The organism is Ruegeria sp. BF12, from assembly GCF_056538705.1.
On record NZ_JBQFTP010000003.1, the window covers coordinates 354,923 to 380,945 of the forward strand.

Consider the following 26,023-nt stretch of genomic DNA (forward strand, 5'->3'; position numbering starts at 1 on the left):
GCGCACCTCTAACGCCAAACCCTCGTCGATGCCAGTAGCGATGAAGCACGTCGAAAGAAACGGCTGGGCCAATGGCTGTGCGCCCCCAAACCAGATGGAGGCGCCAATGTGTGCGGGAGGCTCGAGAAAACGTTAGTTCGAAGTGTCCTCGTCTTTAAGCAGCTTGAGCGCAGACAAAAGGTTTGCTTTGTCGTCAGTCCATGGCTCAGCGTTGCCTGAAACGACCAATTGCCACTGTCCGTTCTCGACAAAACTATCAATTCTGGACTTGTCCGGACTGATAATGACAACATCGGATGACGATGCGCCAGTACGAATGCTTTGCTCATTCTCGATTTCCTGAAACTGATAGGCGGCAAATAGCCCAAGAGTATCCGCAATGCGTGCCAGGGGGGGCGTCAGATCATAGTATCGGTTTGAGACGTGAAACACCAAAACCCCGTCATCAGTCAGACGTTCTACATACATCTCGACGGCTTCTTTTGTGATGAGATGCAGCGGAATTGCATCTGAACTGTATGCGTCCAGTACCAGAATATCGAACGCGAAGGGATTTTGTGCCAATACGATCCGCGCATCACCAAGGTAAGTTTCGGATGTTGGTGCACATTCCGAGATGTAGGTGAACATCGACGGATCTCGCGCTACACTGTCGACCATGGCGTCGATTTCGAAGAAGACCCACTGCTGAGACGGCAGCTTGTAGCAGGCCAGAGCTCCGGTACCCAGACCGACGATGCCAATGCTATCGGACTGACGTCCGAATTCTGACGTGATTACCTGAGCCATTGGACCTTCTGGGTGGTAATAGGACAAAGGGGTTGGTCGCTTGCCGAAGTCCTCTACTCGCTGCCAGCCATGCAACGTCGTTCCATTCTGGTAAATCCGGTATCCTGTGGAGGAATAAACTGTGTGAGTGCCAAAGAAGCTTCGGTCTTGAAAAATAGCGTTATCCTTGGGCGCGATGGCTGGCAGCATGAGAACCATAACAAGTACGGCAATACGTGTCGGACTGTTTCGAAACAGGATCAGTATGGTGACCAAAACTGCGGTTGCGACGACCAAGCGCAAGACCCCTTCTCCAAGTGGTTTGATATCGCCGAACACACCAAAAATGACGAGCAGTGGGTAACTCCCCAACAGGCCTATTGCCAGATTTCGCGGCGTAAATGAGGCCTTTGTCAGCAACAGTAATCCACCCGCAAATATAAGCGTCAGCTGCGCTTCGATTTCGTGAACGAATGCAAAGGGTGCCACGATGGAGTTGAACAGCCCACCAATTGCTCCTCCTACTGAAAGGGCAATGTAGAACACGGTCAATTGCTCTGCCGGTGGTCGCATTTCGTACAGCAACCTGTGCGCATAAAGGGCGATTACGAATAGCACGGGAACGTAGATTAGGATGATAACGGGCGCAGAGTGCTGCTTGATCAGGTTGGACAACAGTACAACACCCACGGCCAACGCCAGGATCATTGGGATACGCAAGCTTTCTGCGCTCAACTTCTTCCATTTGGCAAAAGCAAAAACAAACGACAGAATGTAAGTCGCCAGAGGTACAACCCAGATTAGCGGAATCGATCCCAAATCTGTGCTGACCTTCGTCGTAAAGGAGAGCATCAAAGATGACGGGACGAAGGCGATAGCAACCCAGGTTGCAATCTGCCTCAATTTTGGACTGCTGTATGAGATATTTGCGGCGACTGGACCAAGTGATCCGCCTGATCCGCGGATGGCCACAAGGCCGCTTATCAAAAGCAGTCCGCCAAAAACTACGAACCCAAGGAACCACAGATTGCTGGTTTCTCGGGCGCCCCAAAAGGGATCGGCCAACAGCGGGAAAGCCAGCAGAGCCAGCAATGACCCCACATTGCTGGCGCTATAGAGAAAGTAAGGGTCGTCTGCAGAAGGGCCTCCCGAACGCGCATACCATGCTTGTAACAAAGGCGCGTTGGCAGACAGAACTGCAAACGGCAAGCCGACACCCAAGGCAAACAATTCAAGGGTTTGCAGTGCGGTTGAGCTGGACGCGTCATAACTCCAGCTTTCGCTGATCGAAAGCGGCAGGAACGTCAGAGCGACCAACCAAAATGCCAAATGTGTAACGAGTTGCCAGCGCAACGGCAGCCATTTTGTCAGAAAATGGGCGTAAATGTAGCCCACGATCAGAACCACTTGGAAAAACAACATTGCAGTTGTCCAAACCGCTGGTGCACCGCCTATTTGTGGCAGAACGAGCTTGGCAAATAGCGGTTGCACGAAAAACAAGAGGCAGGCACTGACGAAAATAGTCGTGCAGAAACTGAACACTACGCCAATTCTGAACCAAGAACTGTTCGACAATTCTGTGCTTGAAATACTCATGTCTGAAATCCCTGCTCGCTCTCGTTGGTACGACAGCTAACCAAGAAATGAGACCAAGTTAGGGCCAATGTGCGCAAAATACCTGTCAGGGCCGAGTATTGTTCCCAATTGCAAAACGGTTCGCTGAGTGATGCCTTTAGGTGATGCCTGGCCGGTGGCAAAGCCCCGCCGATGCCGGAGATGTGATTGTAGGATCGTGCAAAGCTGTGAAAATGAGGGTGAAAATTACAGAAGGAAATCCGATATGCGAAAACTGATACTGGCAACAATTCTGACTTTCGGAGGGGCGCTGTCTGCCATGGCCGACGACATCATTAAGGTAAACACGGATAAATCAGTGCAAGAGGCGATGGACGCTTTGGAAGCTGCCGTTGGCAATGCGGGCGCGACAGTCTTCGCTCGGGTTGATCACGCAGCGGGTGCGGAAAAAGTCGGGCTGACCATTCCTGCTAACCAGGTTCTGATCTTTGGCAACCCCGCGCTGGGAACGCCCGCAATGCAGATCGATCCGCGTGCGGGGCTGTTCCTGCCGCTAAAGGTACAGGCATACGAAGATGAAATCGGGCAGGTCTGGTTGGCCTATGAAGACCCCAAGGAAACGATGGACGAGCTAGACGAGGTCGAGAAATCGCCTGTCATCGAAAAGATGCGTGGCGCGTTGGCTAAACTGACCTCGGTCGCAGCGCAATAATCCAAATGCTTGCGCCTGCGGGAACGCCGCAGGCGCACAGCCTTACTTGTTCAGAGCTTTCAGAGCTTCTGCCAGATCAAGCGCGCCATCATACAGTGCGCGTCCTGAAATCGCACCGTTCAGTTCGACGCCGCAATCACGCAGTGCGATCAAGTCGTCCAATGAGCTGACACCGCCCGACGCAACGACAGGAATTGAAACCGCACGCGCCAAAGCTGCAGTGGCTTCGATATTCGGACCCTGCATCGCCCCGTCGCGGTTGATATCAGTGTAGATGATGGCCGCAACACCCGCGTCTTCAAAGCTGCGGGCCAGGTCCGTGACCTGAACGTCCGTTTCTTCAGCCCAGCCTTTTGTAGCAACCATGCCATTACGCGCGTCGATGCCGACGGCCACCTTGCCCGGAAACGCCTTGGCCGCTTCACGCACAAGATCAGGATTCTCGACTGCTACGGTGCCCAAGATCACACGCGCAAGGCCTTTGGTGATCCATGTTTCTATCGTGGCCATGTCACGAATGCCGCCGCCGAGCTGTGCGGGCACATTGCACTCCTTCAGGATGGCCTCGACCGGAGCTGCGTTGACCGGCTCGCCCGCGAACGCGCCGTTCAGGTCAACCAAGTGCAGCCACTCGCACCCTGCCTCGACAAAGGCCCGCGCCTGCGCGGCCGGGTCCTCGTTGAAAACGGTGGCCTTGTCCATTTCACCGCGCAGCAGGCGCACGGCCTGGCCGTCTTTGAGGTCGATGGCGGGGTAGAGGATCATGTCAGGCGGCCCTATATCAAAACTGTTCGCGCGGGATATCGCACAAGCAAGGCAGGGGATGCAACGCGACGCAAAGTCAATCTTGCCCGAGGCCGACCACCGGGCCAGAGTGAGGGCAAAACAGGGAGGAGATCATGAAGAAACTCACACTTGCAACGGCGTTTGCAGCCATGGCAGCCAGCGCAGCGGTTGCCGACCCGGTTGATGGCCTGTGGAAGACAGAGCCGGGCGACACCGGCGGCTATCTGCACGTCTCGATAGCGCCCTGCGGCAGCGCCATTTGCGGCACGATCGACTCGGCCTTTGATGGGCAAGGCAATCAGCAGCTGAATTACGAGAATCTTGGCAAACAGATTATCTGGGACATGGTTCCGGATGGCGGCGGCAGCTACGATGACGGCAAGATCTGGGCACCGGACCGCGACAAGACCTACAGCTCGAAAATGTCTCTGGACAATCAGAACACACTGACCGTCAAAGGCTGTGTCGCTGGTGGGATTATTTGCCGCGGGCAGACCTGGACTCGCGTTCAGTAAACCGTCACGGGGTCCAGGTCAGGAAATTTCCGATCATGCGCAGCCCCACATCCTGACTCTTTTCAGGGTGAAACTGCATTCCAACCATCGTGTCGCGGCCAATCACGGCCGTGACCTCCTGTCCATAATCCACATAAGCCAGCCGTTGCGACGGGTCGCTGACCCGGAAATGGTATGAGTGCACGAAATAGGCGTGGTCGCCTGATTGCACGCCGGTAAAGACCGGGTGGTCGCTTTCCAGAACCAGATCGTTCCAGCCCATATGGGGCACTTTCAGCGCGTTGTCTAATGGTTCGATCCGCACCACATCGCCTGCAACCCAGCCCAGACCATCGGTCTCGGTGTACTCATGACCCTTCGTGGCCATCAGCTGCATGCCCACGCAGATGCCCAGAAAGGGGCGGCCCTTTTGCTCGACTGCTTCGACCATCGCGTCGTAAATGCCTTTGTGACCACGCAACTCGGCCGCACAGGCGGGAAAAGCGCCGTCACCGGGCAGCACCAGCCGATCCGCACGCGCAACGACGTCCGCGTCCGAGGTTACAACAACCTTACCCGCATTCACCTCACGCGCCATGCGTTGAAACGCCTTTTCGGCCGAGTGCAGGTTGCCGCTTTCGTAGTCGATAATAGCCGTCAGCATTTATAGTGCGCCCTTCGTGGACGGGATCGCATCGGCCTTGCGCGGGTCGGTTTCGATCGCCAGACGCAAAGCGCGGGCGACCGCCTTGAAAGCGGCCTCGGCAATGTGGTGGCTGTTGAACCCGTGCAATTGGTCGATGTGCAGCGTGATGCCCCCATGAGTGCTGAGCGCCTGAAAGAACTCGCGCACCAGTTCTGTGTCGAAGGTGCCGATCTTGGGGGTCGGCAGGTCAACGTTCCAGATCAGGAACGGACGGCCCGACAAGTCCAGCGCGCAACGCACCTGAGCGTCATCCATGGGCAGGTGGCACTCGCCATAGCGACGGATGCCCTTTTTGTCGCCCAGGGCCTGCGTCAATGCCTGACCCAGCGCGATGCCGGTGTCCTCGACCGTGTGGTGGTCGTCGATGTGGTAATCGCCCTTGGCGCGGATCGTCATGTCGATCAGCGAATGGCGCGCAAGCTGATCCAGCATGTGGTCAAAGAAACCAACGCCGGTCTGATTGTCATACTGGCCAGAGCCGTCCAGATTGACCTCGACCGAGATCTCGGTCTCGGCGGTCTGACGGCTGATCTTTGCGCTGCGCATGGGCGAATTCCTTTTGCTACAGGCGCGCTTATAGACGGGGATTGACCGGCTTATCCAGACCAACCGTCGCAATAGCTGCAATCTGTTGCAGGGGATTGCGCCCAGTGCCCTGCCATGCCAGCCTGCCAGAAACTCAATCAACAGGTCTAAACCATGTCCACCTGCGTCTTCATTCAGATCCGCTGCAAACCCGGTACCACCTACAAGGTTGCCGAAGATATCGCGCTACGCGAGATCCACTCGGAACTTTACTCGACAAGCGGCGAATATGACCTGCTGCTCAAGCTCTACATCCCCGAGACCGACGATGTCGGCCATTTCATCAACGAAAATCTGCTGGTGATTCCGAATATTGAGCGGTCCTTGACCACCATGACCTTCAAAGCGTTCTGAGTTAGACAGAGGCATCAGGCGCGGAGCTTTGCGGCGAAGCGCACGCCAGAATCGCGCCGTTGCGCGTTTGTTGATCAGTTGCTCCGGCCCGGAGCAACTGGTGCACTCCGAATAGTACCATCAAGGGTGCGCCAAGTGAGACAAGGTAGTTGTCTCCGGCCAATTGCGACCAAACCGCACCGAGGACGCAAATGCCCAGCAAAACAGCAGAATGCTTGCATTTTGCCCTTTGGCTGTCGGTCGGATAGTTCAAAAATCCATTCTTTGTGAACACGGTCAAAACTAGGCCCGTTGTGAACACACTTATTAAGACAAGCGTGGGAATGTTCCCGATCAGTACTGACGCGACACTGCCGTGGCCTGCGTAAACCAGACATTCAATCAGAGGCGTGACCACGACCATGAAGATGTTGATGCCAAGCAGGATTGGCTGAGGTCGCAGATACTTTCGTGCATAGGCGACGCAGACCATCGCGGCCAGGACCGTTCCAACCCATCCTGCCAGCCGCAAGTCAGCGGTCGTGCGAAGAAGAATCATGAAGGTCAGGCCGGGGAGATTCTCAAACATCTCAAGCAGAATTCGTTTTTGGTTGGCTCCCGCCATGTCTCAAAAGTCTCTGATCATTAGAAATCAGTCCAAGGGATAGAAAGTCATCCCAACTCAAATGTCGTAATGCCATAGATGCGATCCAAGTCGATGTCCGGCGCGTGGCTGGAATACATACGCCCGGTTTCGAATACTTTGGTCAATCCCAACTGTTGCGCCATTGCTATAGCTTGCGTGTTGGGGTTGGGCATGTCGATGAAGACCTCTGCATCCATCTGGTCGTCGGGAAGGGTCGTCAACAGCGACACCAAAAGGGCCTCCGCGATCTCGGGCGTGTCCGCGAACAATGGTCCGACCTTGTACCCGGCCAAACACCGACGCAGCGTTGCATAGCCTTTGATTTGCTCATCTTGTTTGAAAATCCGAGAGTGGTGATTGGGCGCGTCCAGCCAGGCATGCAGGAACGTATCGCGGGGGGCAGGGAACAGACCACGGTCATAAGCTCTCAGCTCATCCGTCAGGGCGCCGAGGGGCGTGATCTGGCTGTGTGGCGACCGGCCCAACTGGTCCAGGATCCCGCCGACCGTGCCTGAGAAACGGTAGTTGTCATAAGCAAGTTCGAATCCGAACTTGCGATAGTTGTCCTGCTGCTCGACAACGCCGTCCATGCCCATGTTTCGGTCTTCGCAATGCGCCTTGACCGCCTCGGCCACCTGAAGCCCGTAGCCCGATCCGCGGTAGTCGGGATGCACGATATAAAAGCCTAAGAACGCATAGTTATCGTCGTAATTCACGGCCGAGGCCGATGCGATCATCCGGCCATCCAGAAACCCGCCCTTAAAGCCCTCGGGGTCAGAACTGCGGAAACAAACAGCGTCATGCAGGCCGGGGTTCCAGCCTTCCTGACCTGCCCAGTCGACGGCCGTCTGGACCTCATCCGCTGTTAAAGAGCGAATTACGTATTCCGGCATGGGCGCGTCTCCTAGTGATTGCGTGCAACCCGAGGATGCCGCAACAACACCGAAAGAACCAGTAGGTTTGGAGAGTTTGGTATCTGGAGCGGGCGAGGCGATTCGAACGCCCGACCCTAACCTTGGCAAGGTTATGCTCTACCCCTGAGCTACGCCCGCATCAGATACATATGTTTCGGTCTTGCGACCTCTCAATGGAGCGGGCGAGGCGATTCGAACGCCCGACCCTAACCTTGGCAAGGTTATGCTCTACCCCTGAGCTACGCCCGCGCCGTTGAGTGAGGAGGGATGTATAAATTCCCACGCAGGGCTGCAAGCGGAAAAAACAAAAAAGAGGAAAATTATTTGCGACGGAAACGTGCCCCTTAACCGTTCAGGAACCAGAGCAACCAAGAATAAGAACGGTGGAGGTGAATAAATGACATGTTTTACGGACTTGAAGCTGGTGGCACTGGCCGTGATGATTTTGCTGGCAACCGCGTTACCCGGAAAAGACAAAGACAGGGTGGGGGAGGCTGAATCGTTTTTCACGGATGCCCCCCGAATCGAAACGCGGGTTCTGGTGGGTTGAGCCCCGCCAACCGGTTCACAGCGCCAGCAAAAGGCTTGCGATCGCGGCAACGATGAGGACGGCAAAAGTCAGGGACATGCCGATCTGGCGTAGGATGACGATCTGCGGTTTGCGGCCAAATCCGTAGGCGTGCAGCACGCGCCCGGCCAGAATACCCAGCCCCAGCAGATTGACCAGCCAGGCCGCCGCGCCCTGAAGTTCGACCATCGCGATCAGTAACAGTGCGAACGGCGCGTATTCGGCAAAGTTGGAATGCGTCCGCATCACCTTGAGCATGTCGGTATTGCCGCCATCGCCGTAAGAAATCTTGTCGCTGCGGCGCTGCATGATGACCCGCACACTCAGCGCGACGTATAGAAGTGCCAGCAATGCGGCATAGACTGGGGTGATGGACAGCATGGTCTGCTCCTCTCAGGTTCAAAAAAACAGGCCGCCCGGTTGCCCGAGCGGCCCTTGTAACCCTAGAAGGTTAGGTCGTTTATTCCAGTTCGACCAGTAGGTCCTTTGCGTCAATCTGGCCGCCGGGCTGGACGTGGATGGCTTTGACCGTCGCGTCACGCTCGGCGTGGATGCCGGTTTCCATCTTCATCGCTTCGATGGTCAGCAGCAGATCACCTTCCTTGACCTCCTGTCCGGCCGACACCGCAACCGTGGCCACTACACCCGGCATGGGTGCGCCGATGTGGTTGGCGTTGCCTGCCTCGGCCTTTGGGCGGGCCTGTGTGGTCGAGGTCACCAGACGGTTCGGAACGCGGATGACGCGGGGCTGGCCGTTGAGTTCGAAGAACACGCGAACTTCGCCGTTCTCGTCGGTCTCACCGATGGCCTGACAGCGGATTTCCAGCGTCTTGCCCGGATCGATCTCGGCGGTGATCTCTTCGCCGGGTTCCATGCCATAGAAGAAAGTCCGCGTGGGCAGGGTGCGCACCGGGCCATAAGTCCGGTGACGGCCCATGTAATCCAGGAAAACCTTCGGATACATGAGGTAGCCGTTCAGATCCTCATCATCGATCTCTTTGCCTTCAAGCTGTTTGGACAGGTCGGCACGCGTTGCTTCAAGATCAACCGGTGGCACGTCCTTGCCCGGACGATCGGTGTTGGGGGTCTCGTCCTTCAGCACCTTTTTGATGATCGTGTCGGGGAACCCGCCCGGAGGCTGACCCAGATTACCGCGCATCATATCCACGACCGAGTCGGGGAAGGCCACATCCGTAGTCGGATCTTCGACCTGCTCGCGGGTCATGTTCTGGCTGACCATCATCAGCGCCATGTCACCGACAACCTTGGACGACGGTGTCACCTTCACGATGTCACCGAACATCTGGTTCACGTCGGCATACATCTGCGCCACTTCGTGCCAGCGTTCTTCCAGCCCCAGCGAGCGTGCCTGCGCCTTGAGGTTGGTGAACTGACCGCCGGGCATCTCGTGCAGATAGACCTCGGACGCCGGGGCCTGAAGGCTGGATTCGAAGGCCGCGTACTGGCCGCGCACCGCCTCGAAGTAATCGCTGATCTCGCGGATCGCCTTGATGTCCAGACCGGTGTCACGTTCGGTATGGCGCAGCGCTTCGACCACAGTGCCCAGCGTTGCTTGTGAGGTGTTGCCCGAGAAGCTGTCCATCGCGCAATCCACCGCGTCCACGCCCGCCTCGGACGCGGCCAGAATGGTGGCGCTGGCGATACCGGCTGTGTCGTGGGTGTGGAAGTGGATCGGCAGGCCGACCTCTTCTTTCAGCGCGCGGATCAGAATCTTGGCCGATGCCGGTTTCAGCAGGCCTGCCATATCCTTCAGGCCCAGAACATGCGCACCTGCATCACGCAGTTCCTTGGCCATGCCGACATAGTATTTCAGGTCGTACTTGGCGCGATCCGGGTCCAGAATGTCACCGGTATAACAGACGGTGCCCTCACAGATTTTGCCATTCTCGACGACCGCATCCATCGCCACGCGCATGTTCTCGACCCAGTTCAGCGAGTCGAATACGCGGAATACGTCGATGTTTTTCGACGCCTGACGAACAAACTCTTGCACCACGTTGTCGGGATAGTTGGTATAGCCAACCCCGTTTGCACCGCGCAGCAGCATCTGGGTCATCAGGTTCGGCATCGCTTCGCGCAGGTCGCGCAGACGCTGCCACGGGCATTCCTGCAAAAAGCGGTAAGCCACGTCGAAGGTCGCGCCACCCCAGCATTCGACCGAGAACAACTGCGGCAGGTTGGCCGCATAGGTCGGCGCCACCTTGATCATGTCGATAGACCGCATCCGGGTCGCCAGCAGCGACTGGTGGCCATCCCGCATGGTGGTGTCGGTGATCAGCAACTGACGCTGCGCCTTCATCCAGTCGGCGACGGCTTGCGGGCCTTTTTGCTCCAGCAGGTTGCGGGTACCCATCCGCGGCTCGGCCTTTGGTGTGGGTGCCTTGGCCTCTTTCAGATCGGCGCGCGGTTCCGGACGGTCCTTGGTCTCGGGGTGCCCGTTCACCGTGATGTCGGCGATATAGGTCAGGACCTTGGTGCCCCGGTCGCGGCGGCGTTTGAAGGCGAACAGGTCCGGCGTCGTGTCGATGAATTTGGTTGTGTATTCGTTCGATAGGAAGGTCGGGTGCTTCAGCAGGTTGATAACAAAGTCGATATTGGTGCTGACGCCGCGAATGCGGAACTCGCGCAGGGCGCGGTCCATCCGCGCGATGGCGGCCTGAGGAGTCGGAGCCTTGGCGGTCACCTTGGTCAGCAGCGAGTCATAATAACGCGTGATCACCCCGCCCGCATAGGCTGTGCCGCCGTCCAGACGAATGCCCATTCCGGTGGCCGAACGATAGGCGGTGATACGGCCGTAGTCAGGGATAAAGTTGTTCTGCGGGTCCTCGGTGGTGATCCGGGTCTGCAACGCGTGGCCGGTCAGATGCACATCCGCTTGGCTGGCGGCACCGGTGGCTTCGGCAAGGGTCTTGCCCTCGGCAATCAGAATTTGCGCCTGAACGATGTCGATGCCGGTGACTTCTTCGGTGACAGTGTGTTCCACCTGCACGCGCGGGTTCACTTCGATGAAGTAGAACTTGCCCGTCTCCATATCCATCAGAAATTCGACGGTGCCTGCACATTCATAGTTCACATGGGCGCAAATCTTGCGGCCCAGCTCACAAATCTCGGCACGCTGTTCTTCGGACAGATACGGGGCAGGGGCGCGTTCCACGACCTTCTGGTTCCGGCGCTGGACCGAGCAGTCGCGTTCGTAGAGGTGATAAATCTCACCGTGCTTGTCGCCGAGGATTTGAACCTCAACGTGGCGAGCACGGATGATCATCTTTTCCAGATAGCCCTCGCCGTTGCCGAAAGCGGCTTCAGCCTCGCGGCGGCCTTCCAGAACTTTTTCTTCCAACTCGTCTTCCGAGTGGATCGGGCGCATACCGCGTCCGCCGCCGCCCCATGAGGCCTTGAGCATCAGAGGATAGCCGATCTCTTTGGCCTCAGCCCGGATCGCGTCCATGTCGTCGCCCAGCACCTCGGTTGCGGGGATCACCGGCACTCCGGCCGCGATGGCCACGCGCCGCGCGCTGGCCTTATCGCCAAGTGCGCGCATGGTTTCAGCCTTGGGGCCAATGAAGGTGATGCCGTTCTGAACGCAGGCGTCCACAAAGTCCGGATTTTCCGACAGCAGGCCATATCCAGGGTGGATGGCATCCGCGCCACATTCCTTGGCAACGCGAATGATCTCGTCAATCGACAGATACGCCGCAACCGGCCCCATCCCCTCGCCAATGCGATAGGCTTCATCCGCCTTGAACCGGTGCAGACCGAGTTTGTCTTCCTCGGCAAAGACGGCAACTGTGTGTTTGCCCATCTCGTTGGCCGCGCGCATCACGCGAATGGCGATCTCGCCGCGATTGGCTATCAGGATCTTTTTGAAGTCGGTCATGTTGGGTCCCGGTCCTACTTGTTTGGCCGTGTTGATAGGCGGACAATACGCGCACGTATATCAGTCGTTCTGGGTAGAACCGGCATGTTAACGCTCGCAAACGCCTTCTGGTAACGCTATTTGTCTTTTAACGCTGCACTGCGGCATCAACAAGCGGTGTGATGGGGGGCAAGTGATTCAACGTCTCAGCCCCCAATTGGCCCATATTCGCCAGCAAATCCTGCTGCAAAATATCGATCACATGGGCAGGACCCTGAGGGCCCAGTGCGCCCAATCCGTACATAAAACCCCGCCCCAGCATCACAAAATCGGCCCCAAGAGCCCTGGCGCGCAGGATATCCAGGCCTCCCTCGATCCCGCTATCGAAAATCAGAGGCAGGTCGGTGGCCGCGCGAATGGCCGGCAGGGCTTCGATGCTGGCAGGAGCGCCGTCGAACTGACGCCCGCCGTGATTCGAAACCCAGATGGCATCGACCCCGGCTTTTTGCAGTGGCGTGGCATCTTCGGGGCACAATACGCCTTTGACCACCAGCGGGCCGTCCCATGCGTCGCGCAACCAGTGCACATAGTCCATGTCAGGCGATGTACGCAGCAGGTAACCGACATGCGCTGTCGGGGGCAAATTGCTGGAGTTGTCCGTATACTTGTCCAGCGTCCTCATCCGCGGCGGGCCGCTGCGTGCCATTCCTATCGCCCACGCAGGCCGTCGCGCGATCTGAGCCAACAGCCGCGGGGTCAGTTTCGGCGGATTGGTCAGGCCCGAGCGCGTTTGGCGTTCGCGCCGAGACGCAACCGGGACGTCCGCTGTCATGACAAGTGTCGTAAAACCTGCGTCCCGGACCCGATTCAAAAGGTCTTTGCGAATGTCCGGGTCTTTGGGGGGATACAGCTGAAACCAGGCGTTTTCGCCAAGATGAGGCGCAACGTCCTCGGGGCTTTGGCTGGCGACGTTTGACAGCGCAAAGGGCAACCCGGCTTTGGCCGCCGCGCGGGCCAGATGCCCTTCTGCGTCGGGCCAGATCAAGCCAGCCATGCCGATCGGAGCAATACCGAAAGGCAGCGGGTAAGTCTGGCCCAGAAACTCGGTTGAGGTGTTAAACTCCATCGGTCCGTGCAGGATCGAGGGCATGAAGCCGACGCGATCCAAACCTTTGCGATTACGATGCAGCGTTGCCTCAACCCCGGTTCCGCTGTCCAGGTATTCCCAGACAAAATGGGGTATCCGGCGCTTGGCGCGGCGTTTCAGGTCGGCAATGCCGGGATAGCGGCTGTGAAGATCCATAAGGATTGATCAGACCTGAAGCGCGATTCGGCAAGGATTTTAAGTCGTTGACGGCCCACCGACCGATTTGACCGGCAGTTTCAGCTCAGTCACCGGAGCCGTGTCGCTGCCAGCAACCCGAACTTGGTTGCGCCCTTTGTCCTTGGCTGCGTACAGCGCATCATCCGCCGCGCGCATCAGGTCTTGCGGCATGGTTCCATGCGCCGGGTAGTGGGATACTCCCACCGAGATCGTGATGCGGGGAAGGGATTTTTCGCCATAGCGAACCGACACGGCCTCAACCGCCTGCCGCAGGCTTTCAGCCCGGGTAATTGCGTCCTCCGAGGTGTTGTCCGGCAGGATCAGCATGAATTCTTCGCCGCCGATGCGGCAGGCAACCTCGTCCCGGTCGCAGCCCTGTTCCAGAGCGGCGCCGACTGCGCGCAGCACCATGTCGCCGGCGTCATGACCGTGCGTGTCATTGAACTTTTTGAAATGATCCACGTCTACGGCAATCAGGCTCAGTGGCGCACCGGTCTGCTGGCTGCGGCCGATGGATTTCCGCAGCGTTTCTATCATATGGCGGCGATTGAACAGCCCGGTCAGGGGATCTCGGACGGATTGGTCGTGCAATTGATCGCGCATCCGCACATTTGCAATCGCCATGCTGATCTGTTCGGCGCAGAGTTGGGCCAGTTTTTTGCTTGCGTGAAACGCTTCGTCTGTCCCTTCAATCGCCCGCAAATGCAGCAGGCCAACCGTTTCGCCATGCGCGAGAATGGGAAAGCAGAAATAAGGCCGACCGTCATGCGGCTCTGCGTGTTCACAGACAAAGTCGATCTCGGATGCGCCGAATTCATAGGTCCGACCGCGCCGCAGGCCCCAGCACCCCTCGGGGTGGATGTGTGCCTTGTGGGACCCGCCGTTCCAACTGGCACACCCATCCAGCACATCGCGCGAGTTCGAGTATACATATACGCTGCCCTCAGCTTCGGGCAGGATATGCGTCATAAAGCGCGAGACCATGTCGAACAGCTCATCCAATGAGCGGCTGGACTGCAGCCATTCGTTCAACTCACCGAGCAGTCGCACTTCACGAGCCAGACGCAGCTGTTCATCCATCAACTCGCGCTCTTTCGCGGACTGCTTGTGCAACGCACGCACCTGAAAGCGGTTGGTCCGGTATGCCGCAAACGATACAGCGCCCAGTGCGAGCAGGGCGATGCCGCTCAGAATTGCCAGTGAAATTCTAAGCCGCGAAACAAACGTGGTGCGCAGGTCGGAGAAATCCGTGAAGAATTCGATGGCACCTATAAAACGCCCGTTCTTGGTGACCGGCATGAAAATCTCGGCCACGTGATGCTGCATCGCATTCTGTATGTTGCCGGTATGCAGATCCAGGCCATCGATCTCTGACAGGGGAACAACTTCCTGAATGTAGTGGACCATTCCTCTGGCGACGTCGCTGCGAAAGAAGTCACGGGATTCGACGCTGCCGATTTCTTCCGGGCGAGTCGACCAGGTGACACGTCCATTGGTGTCGAACAGTTTAAAGCGATAGACGTCCGATGCTTCGGGCATCGAGTTCAGAAACTCAGCATCATGTGCGTCGATCAAACCGGTTTCCAGTGCGTGTGCGGGGTCATCCAGATGCAAAACGACCCTTCGCTTCCACAACTCGGCCTGTTTCAGAATGTCGATCTTTAACATTCTGTCGACCAGCGGCGCAGGCAATTTGTATATCCCCCAGCCGCATCCGATAGCCAGAGTAATCAGCAACATGCTGATTCCGATCCATTTCAGCCGATGATGTACGGCCCCCGGCCTTGCTTTCTTCATATCTTCACGCTCCCACAGCAGTGAAGCGATCATTGACGTCAGAGTTTTACAGCTGGTTAATGTGGTTGCGTCAACGCGGGGCGCAATAATTAGAATTGGCTGCAATCACTCATGTAAATCTATGTGAACAAGGCGTGAACAAACTCTTTCCCTCAGCGCTTATCCGGCGTAGTTTGGGCGGATGAGCAGTTTCGACGAAATGGACGCCTTCGAGGGCGCATCCCTGTCCGCGCGCGCCATGGCTGCGCGTTCTGCGCCCTATCTGGACGAACTGAACCCGGCGCAGCGCGACGCGGTTGAGCGGCTGGATGGCCCTGTCCTGATGTTGGCGGGGGCAGGAACCGGCAAGACCAAGGCCCTGACGGCGCGCATCGCGCATTTGTTAAGCACCGGACGCGCCCGCCCAAATGAGATTCTGTCGGTAACCTTTACCAATAAAGCCGCGCGCGAGATGAAAGAGCGCGTGGGTCGATTGTTGGGTCAACCGGCTGAAGGTATGCCTTGGTTGGGTACCTTCCACTCGATCTGCGTAAAGCTGCTGCGACGGCACGCAGAGCTGGCCGGTATTAAATCGAATTTCACCATTCTGGATACGGATGATCAGCTGCGTTTGCTCAAGCAGTTGATCCAGGCCGCCAACATCGACGACAAGCGCTGGCCCGCGAGGATGCTCGCTGGGATCATTGATGATTGGAAGAACCGCGCGCTGACGCCGGACAAGGTGCCCGTCGCTGATGCAGGTGCCTATAACAACAGGGGTATTGAGCTTTATGCGCAATACCAGACGCGCCTGCGCGAGTTGAATGCGGTGGATTTCGGCGACCTGCTGCTACACATGGTCACGATTTTTCAGACTCATCAGGACGTTCTGGAGCAGTACCAACGCTGGTTCCGCTACATCCTTGTGGACGAGTATCAGGACACCAACGTCGCCCAGTATCTCTGGCTGCGGCTGTTGGCCGGAGGGCATAAGAACATTTGTTGTGTGGGTGACGACGATCAGTCCATTTATGGCTGGCGTGGCGCCGAAGTGGGCAACATTCTGCGGTTCGAAAAGGACTTTCCGGGCGCTTATGTCGTTCGGCTGGAACAGAATTACCGCTCGACCCCCCATATTCTGGCCGCTGCATCCAATGTCATTCGCGGCAATGAAAGCCGGTTGGGCAAGGAATTGTGGACTGATGCGGAAGAGGGCGAAAAGGTTCGTCTGATCGGCCATTGGGATGGCGAGGAAGAGGCGCGCTGGATCGGCGAGGAAATTGACGCGATGCAGGGCGGAACGCGTGGTGTGCGGCCGTTCAATCTGGATGAAATCGCGATTCTTGTGCGTGCGAGCCACCAAATGCGCGCTTTCGAAGACCGCTTTCTGACGATCGGACTGCCCTACAAGGTTATCGGCGGACCGCGATTCTATGAGCGGATGGAGATCCGCGATGCGATGGCCTATTTCCGGCTGGTGGTCAGCCCCGGTGACGATCTGGCATTCGAGCGGATTGTGAACACCCCGAAACGCGGCCTCGGCGACAAGGCGCAACAGACGATTCAGATGACCGCGCGGGAAAACGGCGTGTCTCTGGTCGATGGCGCGCGGATTGCGGTCGATAGCGGACTGATCAAAGGCAAGGGCGGCAAGGCACTGCGCGAGCTGATCGATGGGTTGGCGCGGTGGAATGCGATGACTCGTGGGCCACGGATCGAGGTTGACGACGATACAGTGATCGATGATGGCTCTGCGCCGTTGCGGTTTGGTGAACCCGAAGTCTCACATATTGAGTTGGCCCAGATCATTCTGGACGAATCCGGCTATACCGCGCACTGGCAGAACGAAAAGACGCCCGAAGCGCCCGGCAGGCTGGAGAACCTCAAGGAACTGGTTAACCAGCTGGATAATTTCGAGAACCTGCAAGGATTTCTGGAGCATGTCAGCCTGGTGATGGACAACGAGCAAGAGAGCGACGGGGCCAAGGTCTCGATCATGACATTGCATGCGGCCAAAGGGTTGGAGTTCCCAGCCGTGTTCCTGCCGGGATGGGAGGATGGGCTTTTCCCATCGCAAAGGTCGATGGACGAATCGGGACTCAAAGGCCTCGAGGAAGAACGACGGCTGGCCTATGTGGGCATCACCCGCGCGGAAGAGGTCTGTACGATCTCATTTGCCGCCAATCGGCGCGTATTTGGGCAATGGCAGAACGCCATGCCGTCCCGATTTATTGACGAACTGCCAGAAGATCACGTTGAGGTACTGACCCCTCCGGGCCTGTATGGCGGGGGTCAGCCCGCGGCCAGCATCGAAACCCGCGCGGCCGAGGCCAATGTTTATAACTCCCCAGGTTGGAAGCGGATGCAGGCGCGGCAGGGGCAATATGGTATGTCTCAACCGCGCGAAAGCCGGAATACGGTAATCGACGCGACGGCGGTGGCCAGTTTCACACTGGGCGAGCGCGTGTTTCACCAGAAATTCGGCTACGGCGCGGTGATCGGCATAGAAGGAGACAAGGTCGAGGTGGATTTCGACAAGGCGGGGACGAAAAAAGTCGTCTCCAGATTCTTGTCATCTAAAGATGATGTGCCGTTCTGACGATCAAAGGCCTTCGACTAGAACCAAATTGGCCGTTGCCGTTTTCTGCCGGATCTTAGCAAGTTCGATGTAGTCCGGGTCGTCTTTCCACGCAGTTGCGGCGGCGACGTCGGGGAATTCCATCAAGACGATTCCATCCTCAGCCCAAGTCCCTTCGATCACTTCGACGGGCTTTGATGAAACGGTCAACAAACGTCCGCCATGCCGATCAAAGATCGGGAAAAACCCCTCGAGATACTTCTGATATCCGTCCGGATCATGAATGGAAATCTGAGCGATAAAATACGCGGCCATGGGGTGCTCCTGATTGTCGGTTCACCCGCCCAGCTTACACGCCCTGTGCAAAAAAACGAAAAACGGCGGTTCCCAGGGAGGAGGAGAGGGAACCGCCGTTCTTTTCAACACCAAGGCAGGGAGGAGGAGAGCCCTGATGTATCCGAACCCGGGTTTGATCCCGGTATGAGGAAGACGCGGCGACGTCAGGGAGGAGGAGAGACGTCGCCGCGCGCTTTCAACACCGGGAAAGGGAGGAGGAGTACCCGGTGTGTCACGTTCCGGCGTTCAGGGCCGGTATAAGGTGCGACGACATCAGGGAGGAGGAGAGATGTCGCCGCTGAAATACAGGTCCTAAAGGGAGGAGGAAGGACCTGATCTCGTTGTTTCTGTGCGCTTAACGCGCGACGTGGTCTTCAGCCGCTTGCTGGGCCAGGCGACGGATCATCGAGCGGTGAAGCCCCAGATCAGCCAGTTCCCGGTTCGACAGCTCAGACAGTTCGTTAACTGTCTGGCGGTAAATACGATAACGCGCGAACCGAGTCTTTGCCGCCTCAATCAACGAAGCCAGGCCGGTTACCGGTGCACCTTTGAGTGCGGTGTTATGTGTTGCTACAGCCATTTGCTTTACTCGATAGTTTGTTCGTGCCGGTGTGTTCCGGCGTTTGCTTGAGACTGAAAATAGGCAAATGCTGCAATTGCACAATACTTCGCGTGATCAATGCCGCTATGCAGCAAATGCATAGATATCAACTGGTTGCTGACCAGGTTTTGGAAACCCCTGTAAAACAAGGCTTTCAGCAATCGCTTCCCTTGCGGCAAGTTTCACCCTGATATTTCAGGTTTTGAGGGTTGCGCGATTTTTGAGCGGAGTTCGCCAAAGTTTGTGCGCTATATGTATCAATTCCGCAGAGTACGTTTCGGCCAGCATGCGGTTTCGACGTTATGGGAATTCATGGGCGCAGATTGGGAGCGGGTGGAGTTGCACCCTTTTTGTTTTGGTTGATGATGGGTGATTCGTCGGAAATTCGCGCTGATTAACCTTCGTTTGACGAAATTTTCCGCCCGGCCGAATTTTTTCTGGGAATTTGTGGGACAGTTTGGGTGTTGCCACTATTTTGGCATATTTAGTGTTATTACACCTTCATCCGTCCATGGATAGTGCCGGTAAAGTGGTTTTCTTTTGATTTTAGCTCGGTTAGATTGCGATTCCTTCACGTGTGTCGTAAAAATTCCTATTGATTTCCATAAATTCCCATGGCATCCCTTATTCATCCGATGAGGACGAGGCACATGGGGCGCCAAACGACCCCGAAACAACAAAAACAGGTTTCATACAGGCATCTCGCTTTCATCAATCAAGAGATCCGGCGCGCGGGCGAGCAGACATCCCCCCAGGTGGCGCGCGCAGCTGGACATCCCGCACAGCGGGTCAATGCGGCGGGTTGATCAGTGGCAGCAGATCAACCCGCCGTTTTTCATCCCGGGGGGCGAGATAATTGGGTGGGGCGCAAGCGAAAGGGACAGTCGTCTTGGCGCGCAGGTTTAGAGGCGAAAGCCATCACAAGGTGGATACGAAGGGCAGGGTTTCGATCCCGGCCTCGTTTCGCCGTGTGCTGGAGGCCTCGGACCCGAACTGGCAATCTGGTGACAGTCCCGAGCTTGTGATAGTGTACGGCGATCATCGTCGCAAATTTCTTGAATGTTATACCATGCAGGCGATTGAAGAGGTGGACTCCAAGATCGATGCGCTGCCCCGCGGGTCAATGCAGCGGAAGATGCTGCAGCGCATGTTCCATGGTCAGTCTTTCCCGACCACGGTAGACGAAACAGGTCGTCTCGTGTTGCCCGCCAAGCTGCGCAGCAAGATCGGCCTCGAGAACGAGGCGTTTTTTATCGCGGCTGGTGACACGTTCCAGATCTGGAAGCCGGAAACCTACGAATCCGAAGAACTGGCCGCTGCTGAGGAGTGGCTGGACGAACAGCCCGAGGACTTTGATCCTCTAGAGTTCCTTGATGGCACCGGGGATGCGTAACGGCATGGCCGGCGCTGAAACCCCTTCCGACAAACCCCATGTTCCTGTTCTGCTGCGGCCTTTGTTGGCCGCGGTTGCACCGGTTTCGGGGAGCTGGCTGGACGGCACGTTCGGTGCAGGTGGCTATACGCGCGGACTGCTGGAGGCAGGGGCCGACAAAGTCATTGGTGTGGACCGCGATCCGCTGGCTTTTGAAATGGCGGCCGAATGGGCCGGAGGCTACGGCGACCGTTTGGCGATGCAACCGGGTGTGTTCTCGCGCATGGATGAATATGCGCAGGACCTGGATGGCGTTGTTCTGGATCTTGGCGTGTCGTCGATGCAGCTGGATCAGGCTGAACGCGGGTTTTCCTTTATGAAAGACGGCCCACTGGACATGCGCATGAGCCAGGAGGGTGAAAGCGCAGCCGATCTGGTCAACTCGGCGACTGAGGCCCAACTGGCCGACATCCTGTTTCACTTTGGCGAGGAACGCGCCAGTCGCCGCATTGCGAGGGCTATTGTCAAAGCGCGCACCGAGGCGCCGATCACCACGACGCTACGGCTGGCCGAGATCATCGAATCCTGCCTGCCCCGACCCAAGCCGGGGCAATCGCACCCCGCAACGCGCAGCTTTCAGGGCCTGCGGATTGCAGTGAACGCTGAATATGAAGAGCTGTATCAGGGGCTTATGGCGGCGGAACGCGCTCTGAAGCCAGGCGGGCAGCTGGCCGTGGTGACGTTCCATTCCATCGAGGACCGAATGGTCAAACGGTTCTTTCAGTCTCGTGCGGGCAAGACCGGTCGGGCCAACCGTTATGCGCCCGAGCTGGAACAGGAACAGCCGCAGTTCACGCTCAAGACCCGCAAGGCGGTGGGTCCAGACGAACAGGAATTGCAGGAGAATCCGCGCGCGCGTTCGGCCAAGCTGCGTGTCGCAATTCGGACCGAGGCTCCGGCGGGGGAAATTGATGCCCGCGCGCTTGGGATGCCTCAATTAGGGGGAAGGGCAAAATGAAGAGTGTTTTGTATGTGTTGACTGCTCTGTCCGTGTTCGGACTTGCGCTGTGGGCCTACCAGGAAAACTACCGCACTCAGCAAGTGGTGAAGGAAACGCAAAAGCTGCAGCGAGAGATTGGCATGGCGCAGGTGCGTTTGGCCGTTCTGAACGCCGAATGGGCGTATCTGAACCGTCCTGACCGGCTGCGTGAGTTGGCGGATCTGAACTTCGAGCGGATGGGTCTGTTGCCCCTGCGGGCCGAGCAGTTCGGCCGCGCCGACCAGATCGCCTATGCCGAGGACCCGGATCTGCCGATCGTGGATCCGATCGAGTTGCAGGCCATCACCGATATTCAGGCGCTGGGCGAGGTGCAGATCCCATGACCCGGACGCCGCTTCGCCCGCTGGCCCGAATCCTTGATGCCCGCGCCCGCGGGGAGAACCCCAAAACGATTGAGCGTGAGAACATCCGCAAACGCCACGAAGACATGAAGGACCGGGCCCGTGCCCGGGCCGAAGGCCGCTTGCTGGTGTTGGGGCTGTTCTTTTTCTGCGCTTTCTCAGTGGTTGGCGTTCGCATGGGTATGCTGGCCACGTCCGAAGCGCAGGAGCCTCTGGCCTCTGCCCCCGGTGCCGCGATTGCCATGCAGCGCGCCAACATCGTCGACCGCGAGGGGCGCATTCTGGCCACTAATCTGGACACCTATTCGGTGTACGCTCAGCCACCGCTGATGATCGACCCGGTCGCGGCAGCCGATCAGCTTGTGGCAATCTTCCCTGATCTGGAAAAAGAGCGTCTGGTCAAGGACTTCACCGGCAATCGCAAGTTTCTTTGGATCAAAAAGCGCATCTCGCCCGAGCAAAAGCAAGCCGTTCACGATATCGGTGATCCCGGCATTCTGTTTGGTCCGCGTGAGATGCGGCTGTATCCAAATGGCCGTCTGGCGGCGCATATTCTGGGTGGTTCGAGCTTTGGACGCGAAGGCGTCAGCGCCGCTGAGGTTATCGGCGTGGCAGGTGTAGAAAAGCAATTTGACGACTACCTGCGCGACCCCGCCAACGGTAACAAACCCCTGCAGCTTTCCCTGGACCTAACGATTCAGGCGGCGGTCGAGCAGGTGCTGTACGGCGGCATGAAGATCATGAACGCCAAGGGCGCTTCGGCTGTGCTGATGAACGCGCATACGGGTGAGGTCATCTCGGCGGCGTCGCTGCCGTCCTTCGACCCGAATGACCGCCCACGCCCGCCGACCTCAGGCTTTGACCCCTCGGACAGCCCGTTGTTCAACCGCTATGTGCAGGGCGTCTACGAGCTTGGCTCCGTATTCAAGATTTTCACGGCCGCACAAGCGGTTCAGCTGGGTCTGGTGAACTCGAATACCATCATTGACACGTCCGGGCCGATGAAGATTGGCCGTTTCCCGATCGGTGAGTTCAACGGCAAGAACTACGGCAAGATCAGCGTCTCAGACGTGATCGTTCACAGTTCGAACCGAGGCACTGGCCGTCTGGCATTGCAGATTGGCGCGCAGCGGCAGCAGGATTTCCTGCAATCTCTGGGCATGTTCGATCCGACACCGTTCGAGATCGTTGAAGCTAAGGGCGGCGAGCCATTGAAGCCCAAGAATTGGGGCGAGCTGAGTACCGTTACGATTTCTTATGGTCACGGCCTTTCGACCAGCCCGATGCATCTAGCCGCCGGATACGCGGCGATTGCCAATGGCGGGCATTACGTCAGCCCCACGATCCTGCGCAAGAACGGCGCGCAGTACGGGCCCCGCGTAATGTCGGAAAATGCCGCAACGCAAGCGCAGAACATGCTGCGCCGTGTGGTGACCGATGGTACCGCCAGCTTTGGCGACGTGAAGGGCTATGAGGTGGCCGGCAAGACCGGAACCGCAGACAAGCCCAAGCCGCGCGGTGGCTACTATGATGACAAGGTCATTGCGACGTTCGCTACGCTGTTTCCCGCCTATGATCCCAAATACGTCCTGATCGTGACTTTGGACGAGCCATCCATTGTTGCGTATGGCGAAAAGCGGCGTACGGCAGGCTGGACGGCGGTTCCTGTCGCGGCGGAATTGATCGGTCGCATCGCTCCCTTGCTGGGCTTGCGTCCCCGGCTTGAGCCTGATGCGCGCGCTGCTATAACGCTGACCTCAAATTAGGCTGTCCGGCAAGAGGTGGGTCATGGGCACAAGGACAAAGAAACTCAGCCAACTGGCCCTGACCGCGCGAGGGGGTGTTAATCCAGACATCACCGGTCTGGCGGTCGACAGCCGAGAGGTCAAAGACGGTTACCTGTTCGCGGCACTTCCCGGTACGCGCGTTCATGGTGGTGAATTCATTCAATTTGCTCTGCGCATGGGTGCTGCTGCGGTCCTGACGGATGCCGAAGGGGCCGAGATTGCCTCCGAGGAACTCGCGGGGTCAGATGCAGCGCTAATCGTGGTCGAAGACCCACGTCAGGCGTTGGCCGGATGCGCCGCGTTGTGGTTCGGCGCGCAGCCTCAGACTATCGTGGCCGTTACGGGAACCAATGGCAAAACATCCGTCGCAACTTTTGTGCGCCAGATCTGGACCGAACTAGGGCACGCCGCTGTCAATCTTGGCACAACCGGTGTCGAGGGTGCTTGGACGGCGCCGCTGGCTCATACGACGCCCGAGCCGATTACCCTGCATCGCTGCCTGTCCGAGGCCGCCGAAAACGGCGTGACCCGTGCGGCGATGGAGGCGTCATCGCACGGTCTCGAACAACGCCGACTGGATGGTGTGCATCTTGTGGCTGCCGGCTTTTCGAACTTCACACAGGACCATCTGGATTACCACGAGACGTTCGAGGCGTATTTTGACGCCAAGGCGGGTCTGTTTGATCGGGTTTTGCCGCAGGACGGTACGGCCGTGGTCAATATGAGCGATCCCAAGGGCGCTCAGGTTTGTCAGATTGCAAATGCACGCGGTCAGGACGTGCTGACTGTTGGAGTGGGCGACGCCGATCTTTGTCTCATCAACCAACGCTTTGATGCAACGGGTCAGGACCTGCGGTTTTCCTGGCAGGGCAAGGTTTTTCAAACCCGTCTGAACCTGATTGGTGGGTTTCAGGCCGAGAACATCCTGCTGGCTTGCGGTTTGGTAATTGCAGCGGGTGAGGAGCCGGAACGTGTGTTCGAAACCTTGCCGCACCTGACAACTGTCCGTGGTCGTATGCAATTGGCCGCAACTCGCGATAATGGCGCGGCAGTATTTGTGGACTACGCCCACACGCCCGACGCGGTGGCTACGGCGCTCAAGGCGCTGCGACCGCACGTGATGGGTCGCCTTATTGCCATCGTTGGTGCGGGTGGAGATCGCGATGCGACAAAGCGCCCTCTGATGGGCAAAGCTGCCGCTGACAATGCTGATGTGGTCTTTGTCACCGACGACAACCCTCGCAGTGAGGACCCGGCGACGATCCGGGCCGCCGTGATGGAGGGTGCGCCAGCCGCGACGGAAGTCGGCGACCGTGCCGAAGCGATCCTGCGTGGCATTGACGCCCTTCAGCCGGGGGACGCGCTGTTGATCGCGGGCAAGGGACACGAAACCGGCCAGATCGTCGGTGATCAGGTCCTGCCCTTCGACGACGCCGAGCAAGCCAGCATCAGCGTGGCTGCTTTGGACGGGAGGGTCGCATGACGCTCTGGACTGCAGCTGAGGCCGCCGAAGCCACCGGCGGGCGTGCCACGACCGATTGGGTGGTCAATGGTGTCTCGATTGACACCCGCACCATTCAGCCGGGCGACTTGTTCGTTGCGCTCAAGGCCGCGCGGGACGGGCACGATTTCGTCGCGCAGGCTTTGGAAAAAGGGGCCGGGGCGGCTTTGGTGTCCCGTATTCCCGAAGGCGTGTCTGAGGATGCGCCTTTGCTGATTGTCGAGGATGTGCAAACGGGGCTGGAGGCGCTCGGTCAGGCCGCTCGGGCCAGAACCGGCGCGCGGGTGGTTGGCGTGACCGGCAGTGTCGGCAAGACTTCGACCAAGGAAATGCTGGCGACCATTCTGGAAACGCAAGGCAAAACCCATGCCAGCGTCGCCAGTTACAACAACCATTGGGGCGTGCCGCTGACTCTTGCTCGGATGCCAAGCGACACCGAATTTGCAGTGATCGAAATCGGTATGAACCACCCCGGCGAAATCGGTCCGCTGGCAATTCAGGCCAGACCGCACGTGGCGCTTGTGACAACGGTGGCGGCCGTGCACCTCGAAGCCTTCGACTCGGTAGCGGGTATCGCGCACGAAAAAGCGGCGATCTTTGACGGGTTGGCGCAAGGTGGCGCGGCTATTGTTAATGCAGACATCGAACACGCAGATATCCTGCGGGCCAGCGCGCAGAAACTCGGTGCAAAACCGGTCGAGTTCGGCTGCGACGCAGCGGACTTCACGCTGACCAGTGTGGCTCAAGATGCCGACTCGGTGCATGCGACGGCGTCGATTGCAGGAAAACCGATCTCGTTTGATGTGCAGTCCGCAGGGACCCATTTCGCCATGAATGCTTTGGGAGCTTTGGCGGCCTGCGTCGAATTGGGCGTTGATCTGGACAAGGCGATCGCCAGCCTCGGCGGATGGTCGCCGGTCAAGGGGCGCGGTGTGCGCGAACAGATCGCCTTGGCAGATGGCAGTCAGATCGAACTGCTGGACGACAGCTATAACGCGAACCCAACTTCGATGGAGGCCGCGCTGGACGTTCTTGCGGCCGCAAAGGGTACGCGCCGCATCGCTTTTTTGGGCGATATGAAAGAGTTGGGGGCCGATGAAGTTGCTATGCATGCGGCGATGGCAGATATCGCCGCTATGGAACGTGTCGATCAGGTGCATTGCGTCGGCCCGTTGATGAAGGCGCTGCACGGTGCGCTTCCGGCTGAAAAACGTGGGCTGTGGTCCGAGACCAGCGCCGAGATGGTTGAACATCTGCCCGAGCTGATTGATGCGGGCGATACGGTGCTGGCCAAGGGATCGCTGAGCATGGCGCTGGCACAGATTGTTGACGGTTTGCGTAAAATGGGGCAAGGGGGCGCGCTTGATCGATGACCGCGCCCGC

23 protein-coding genes and 2 tRNA genes are annotated in these 26,023 nt (G+C 58.0%); 11 read left to right on the forward strand and 14 right to left on the reverse strand.

What is annotated here, in order from left to right:
• Nucleotides 1-132: 132 nt before the first annotated feature.
• A complete protein-coding gene (locus ACR0J0_RS07400; RefSeq protein ID WP_480662545.1) occupies nucleotides 133-2,190 on the reverse strand; it encodes a fused MFS/spermidine synthase in 2,058 nt (685 codons plus the stop codon).
• A gap of 418 nt (nucleotides 2,191-2,608) precedes the next feature.
• Between ACR0J0_RS07400 and ACR0J0_RS07405 the strand changes: the two genes are divergently transcribed.
• Nucleotides 2,609-3,055 (forward strand): DUF302 domain-containing protein, encoded by a 447-nt coding sequence (locus tag ACR0J0_RS07405; protein ID WP_480662547.1) that lies wholly within the window; start codon nucleotides 2,609-2,611, stop codon nucleotides 3,053-3,055.
• A gap of 42 nt (nucleotides 3,056-3,097) precedes the next feature.
• Here the strand turns inward: ACR0J0_RS07405 and hisA are convergent, their stop codons facing one another.
• Entirely contained in the window at nucleotides 3,098-3,820 is a 723-nt protein-coding gene (hisA, locus tag ACR0J0_RS07410; protein WP_480662549.1) for a 1-(5-phosphoribosyl)-5-[(5-phosphoribosylamino)methylideneamino]imidazole-4-carboxamide isomerase, read from the reverse strand.
• A gap of 134 nt (nucleotides 3,821-3,954) precedes the next feature.
• On the opposite strand from hisA, the gene ACR0J0_RS07415 reads away from it, so the two are divergent.
• Nucleotides 3,955-4,356 carry a DUF2147 domain-containing protein gene (locus tag ACR0J0_RS07415; protein ID WP_480662551.1) on the forward strand — a complete coding sequence of 134 codons (402 nt, stop codon included), beginning with the start codon at nucleotides 3,955-3,957 and terminating at the stop codon, nucleotides 4,354-4,356.
• 4 nt (nucleotides 4,357-4,360) lie between these two features.
• Here ACR0J0_RS07415 and hisH read toward each other — a convergent pair whose 3' ends face one another.
• Both hisH and hisB read right to left on the reverse strand, forming a co-directional pair.
• On the reverse strand, nucleotides 4,361-4,999 hold the full coding sequence (gene hisH, locus ACR0J0_RS07420; protein ID WP_480662553.1) for an imidazole glycerol phosphate synthase subunit HisH: 639 nt from the start codon (nucleotides 4,997-4,999) through the stop codon (nucleotides 4,361-4,363).
• Nucleotides 5,000-5,587 (reverse strand): imidazoleglycerol-phosphate dehydratase HisB, encoded by a 588-nt coding sequence (gene hisB / locus ACR0J0_RS07425; RefSeq protein ID WP_480662554.1) that lies wholly within the window; start codon nucleotides 5,585-5,587, stop codon nucleotides 5,000-5,002.
• A gap of 153 nt (nucleotides 5,588-5,740) precedes the next feature.
• Between hisB and ACR0J0_RS07430 the strand changes: the two genes are divergently transcribed.
• Entirely contained in the window at nucleotides 5,741-5,980 is a 240-nt protein-coding gene (locus ACR0J0_RS07430; protein ID WP_155147317.1) for an Lrp/AsnC family transcriptional regulator, read from the forward strand.
• Between the two features lies 1 nt (nucleotide 5,981).
• Here the strand turns inward: ACR0J0_RS07430 and ACR0J0_RS07435 are convergent, their stop codons facing one another.
• From ACR0J0_RS07435 to ACR0J0_RS07450, 4 genes are all read right to left on the reverse strand, one after another.
• On the reverse strand, nucleotides 5,982-6,548 hold the full coding sequence (locus ACR0J0_RS07435; protein ID WP_480662555.1) for a hypothetical protein: 567 nt from the start codon (nucleotides 6,546-6,548) through the stop codon (nucleotides 5,982-5,984).
• Between the two features lie 83 nt (nucleotides 6,549-6,631).
• Nucleotides 6,632-7,498 (reverse strand): GNAT family N-acetyltransferase, encoded by an 867-nt coding sequence (locus ACR0J0_RS07440; RefSeq protein WP_480662556.1) that lies wholly within the window; start codon nucleotides 7,496-7,498, stop codon nucleotides 6,632-6,634.
• Nucleotides 7,499-7,582: 84 nt separating this feature from the next.
• Nucleotides 7,583-7,657: transfer RNA gene (locus ACR0J0_RS07445), tRNA-Gly, on the reverse strand.
• A 36-nt stretch (nucleotides 7,658-7,693) separates the two neighbouring features.
• Nucleotides 7,694-7,768, reverse strand: a tRNA-Gly gene (locus ACR0J0_RS07450).
• Between the two features lie 148 nt (nucleotides 7,769-7,916).
• Here ACR0J0_RS07450 and ACR0J0_RS07455 point away from each other — a divergent pair.
• Nucleotides 7,917-8,069, forward strand: coding sequence for a hypothetical protein (locus ACR0J0_RS07455; RefSeq protein WP_480662558.1), 153 nt, complete (start codon nucleotides 7,917-7,919; stop codon nucleotides 8,067-8,069).
• Between the two features lie 15 nt (nucleotides 8,070-8,084).
• On the opposite strand, the gene ACR0J0_RS07460 is transcribed toward ACR0J0_RS07455, so the two are convergent.
• The 4 genes from ACR0J0_RS07460 to ACR0J0_RS07475 all read right to left on the reverse strand — a co-directional run bounded on the left by ACR0J0_RS07460 (nucleotide 8,085) and on the right by ACR0J0_RS07475 (nucleotide 15,085).
• On the reverse strand, nucleotides 8,085-8,468 hold the full coding sequence (locus ACR0J0_RS07460) for an MAPEG family protein (RefSeq protein WP_480662560.1): 384 nt from the start codon (nucleotides 8,466-8,468) through the stop codon (nucleotides 8,085-8,087).
• Nucleotides 8,469-8,547: 79 nt separating this feature from the next.
• Nucleotides 8,548-11,985, reverse strand: coding sequence for a pyruvate carboxylase (locus ACR0J0_RS07465; RefSeq protein ID WP_480662562.1), 3,438 nt, complete (start codon nucleotides 11,983-11,985; stop codon nucleotides 8,548-8,550).
• 127 nt (nucleotides 11,986-12,112) lie between these two features.
• Nucleotides 12,113-13,267, reverse strand: coding sequence for an alpha-hydroxy acid oxidase (locus ACR0J0_RS07470; RefSeq protein WP_480662564.1), 1,155 nt, complete (start codon nucleotides 13,265-13,267; stop codon nucleotides 12,113-12,115).
• A gap of 39 nt (nucleotides 13,268-13,306) precedes the next feature.
• Nucleotides 13,307-15,085 (reverse strand): sensor domain-containing diguanylate cyclase, encoded by a 1,779-nt coding sequence (locus ACR0J0_RS07475; RefSeq protein ID WP_480662566.1) that lies wholly within the window; start codon nucleotides 15,083-15,085, stop codon nucleotides 13,307-13,309.
• A gap of 181 nt (nucleotides 15,086-15,266) precedes the next feature.
• Between ACR0J0_RS07475 and ACR0J0_RS07480 the strand changes: the two genes are divergently transcribed.
• Nucleotides 15,267-17,663 carry an ATP-dependent helicase gene (locus ACR0J0_RS07480; RefSeq protein ID WP_480662568.1) on the forward strand — a complete coding sequence of 799 codons (2,397 nt, stop codon included), beginning with the start codon at nucleotides 15,267-15,269 and terminating at the stop codon, nucleotides 17,661-17,663.
• Nucleotides 17,664-17,666: 3 nt separating this feature from the next.
• Here the strand turns inward: ACR0J0_RS07480 and ACR0J0_RS07485 are convergent, their stop codons facing one another.
• Together ACR0J0_RS07485 and ACR0J0_RS07490 are read right to left on the reverse strand one after the other, a co-directional pair.
• Nucleotides 17,667-17,957, reverse strand: coding sequence for a DUF1330 domain-containing protein (locus ACR0J0_RS07485; RefSeq protein WP_480662570.1), 291 nt, complete (start codon nucleotides 17,955-17,957; stop codon nucleotides 17,667-17,669).
• A gap of 376 nt (nucleotides 17,958-18,333) precedes the next feature.
• On the reverse strand, nucleotides 18,334-18,558 hold the full coding sequence (locus ACR0J0_RS07490; protein WP_239337111.1) for a DUF1127 domain-containing protein: 225 nt from the start codon (nucleotides 18,556-18,558) through the stop codon (nucleotides 18,334-18,336).
• 910 nt (nucleotides 18,559-19,468) lie between these two features.
• On the opposite strand from ACR0J0_RS07490, the gene mraZ reads away from it, so the two are divergent.
• The 6 genes from mraZ to ACR0J0_RS07520 are packed head-to-tail and all read left to right on the forward strand — an operon-like array spanning nucleotide 19,469 to nucleotide 26,013.
• Nucleotides 19,469-19,972: a division/cell wall cluster transcriptional repressor MraZ gene (gene mraZ / locus ACR0J0_RS07495; RefSeq protein ID WP_480662572.1), complete on the forward strand. Its 504-nt coding sequence runs from the start codon at nucleotides 19,469-19,471 to the stop codon at nucleotides 19,970-19,972.
• Between the two features lie 4 nt (nucleotides 19,973-19,976).
• Nucleotides 19,977-20,969, forward strand: a complete 993-nt coding sequence (rsmH, locus tag ACR0J0_RS07500) for a 16S rRNA (cytosine(1402)-N(4))-methyltransferase RsmH (protein WP_480662882.1) — start codon at nucleotides 19,977-19,979, stop codon at nucleotides 20,967-20,969.
• Nucleotides 20,966-21,334, forward strand: a complete 369-nt coding sequence (gene ftsL / locus ACR0J0_RS07505) for a cell division protein FtsL (RefSeq protein ID WP_480662574.1) — start codon at nucleotides 20,966-20,968, stop codon at nucleotides 21,332-21,334. The genes rsmH and ftsL overlap by 4 nt, the downstream gene beginning before the upstream one ends.
• Nucleotides 21,331-23,118 (forward strand): peptidoglycan D,D-transpeptidase FtsI family protein, encoded by a 1,788-nt coding sequence (locus ACR0J0_RS07510; protein ID WP_480662576.1) that lies wholly within the window; start codon nucleotides 21,331-21,333, stop codon nucleotides 23,116-23,118. The genes ftsL and ACR0J0_RS07510 overlap by 4 nt, the downstream gene beginning before the upstream one ends.
• A gap of 22 nt (nucleotides 23,119-23,140) precedes the next feature.
• Entirely contained in the window at nucleotides 23,141-24,622 is a 1,482-nt protein-coding gene (locus tag ACR0J0_RS07515; protein ID WP_480662578.1) for a UDP-N-acetylmuramoyl-L-alanyl-D-glutamate--2,6-diaminopimelate ligase, read from the forward strand.
• Nucleotides 24,619-26,013: a UDP-N-acetylmuramoyl-tripeptide--D-alanyl-D-alanine ligase gene (locus ACR0J0_RS07520; RefSeq protein ID WP_480662580.1), complete on the forward strand. Its 1,395-nt coding sequence runs from the start codon at nucleotides 24,619-24,621 to the stop codon at nucleotides 26,011-26,013. The genes ACR0J0_RS07515 and ACR0J0_RS07520 overlap by 4 nt, the downstream gene beginning before the upstream one ends.
• Nucleotides 26,014-26,023 lie beyond the last annotated feature (10 nt).

Coding starts and splice junctions, on each gene's coding strand:
- ACR0J0_RS07400 (WP_480662545.1), bottom strand. CDS start 2,190: ATGTTGTTTTTCCAAGTGGTTCTGATCGTGGGCTACATTTACGCCCAT.
- ACR0J0_RS07405 (WP_480662547.1), top strand. CDS start 2,609: ATGCGAAAACTGATACTGGCAACAATTCTGACTTTCGGAGGGGCGCTG.
- hisA (WP_480662549.1), bottom strand. CDS start 3,820: ATGATCCTCTACCCCGCCATCGACCTCAAAGACGGCCAGGCCGTGCGC.
- ACR0J0_RS07415 (WP_480662551.1), top strand. CDS start 3,955: ATGAAGAAACTCACACTTGCAACGGCGTTTGCAGCCATGGCAGCCAGC.
- hisH (WP_480662553.1), bottom strand. CDS start 4,999: ATGCTGACGGCTATTATCGACTACGAAAGCGGCAACCTGCACTCGGCC.
- hisB (WP_480662554.1), bottom strand. CDS start 5,587: ATGCGCAGCGCAAAGATCAGCCGTCAGACCGCCGAGACCGAGATCTCG.
- ACR0J0_RS07430 (WP_155147317.1), top strand. CDS start 5,741: ATGTCCACCTGCGTCTTCATTCAGATCCGCTGCAAACCCGGTACCACC.
- ACR0J0_RS07435 (WP_480662555.1), bottom strand. CDS start 6,548: ATGTTTGAGAATCTCCCCGGCCTGACCTTCATGATTCTTCTTCGCACG.
- ACR0J0_RS07440 (WP_480662556.1), bottom strand. CDS start 7,498: ATGCCGGAATACGTAATTCGCTCTTTAACAGCGGATGAGGTCCAGACG.
- ACR0J0_RS07455 (WP_480662558.1), top strand. CDS start 7,917: ATGACATGTTTTACGGACTTGAAGCTGGTGGCACTGGCCGTGATGATT.
- ACR0J0_RS07460 (WP_480662560.1), bottom strand. CDS start 8,468: ATGCTGTCCATCACCCCAGTCTATGCCGCATTGCTGGCACTTCTATAC.
- ACR0J0_RS07465 (WP_480662562.1), bottom strand. CDS start 11,985: ATGACCGACTTCAAAAAGATCCTGATAGCCAATCGCGGCGAGATCGCC.
- ACR0J0_RS07470 (WP_480662564.1), bottom strand. CDS start 13,267: ATGGATCTTCACAGCCGCTATCCCGGCATTGCCGACCTGAAACGCCGC.
- ACR0J0_RS07475 (WP_480662566.1), bottom strand. CDS start 15,085: ATGAAGAAAGCAAGGCCGGGGGCCGTACATCATCGGCTGAAATGGATC.
- ACR0J0_RS07480 (WP_480662568.1), top strand. CDS start 15,267: ATGAGCAGTTTCGACGAAATGGACGCCTTCGAGGGCGCATCCCTGTCC.
- ACR0J0_RS07485 (WP_480662570.1), bottom strand. CDS start 17,957: ATGGCCGCGTATTTTATCGCTCAGATTTCCATTCATGATCCGGACGGA.
- ACR0J0_RS07490 (WP_239337111.1), bottom strand. CDS start 18,558: ATGGCTGTAGCAACACATAACACCGCACTCAAAGGTGCACCGGTAACC.
- rsmH (WP_480662882.1), top strand. CDS start 19,977: ATGGCCGGCGCTGAAACCCCTTCCGACAAACCCCATGTTCCTGTTCTG.
- ftsL (WP_480662574.1), top strand. CDS start 20,966: ATGAAGAGTGTTTTGTATGTGTTGACTGCTCTGTCCGTGTTCGGACTT.
- ACR0J0_RS07510 (WP_480662576.1), top strand. CDS start 21,331: ATGACCCGGACGCCGCTTCGCCCGCTGGCCCGAATCCTTGATGCCCGC.
- ACR0J0_RS07515 (WP_480662578.1), top strand. CDS start 23,141: ATGGGCACAAGGACAAAGAAACTCAGCCAACTGGCCCTGACCGCGCGA.
- ACR0J0_RS07520 (WP_480662580.1), top strand. CDS start 24,619: ATGACGCTCTGGACTGCAGCTGAGGCCGCCGAAGCCACCGGCGGGCGT.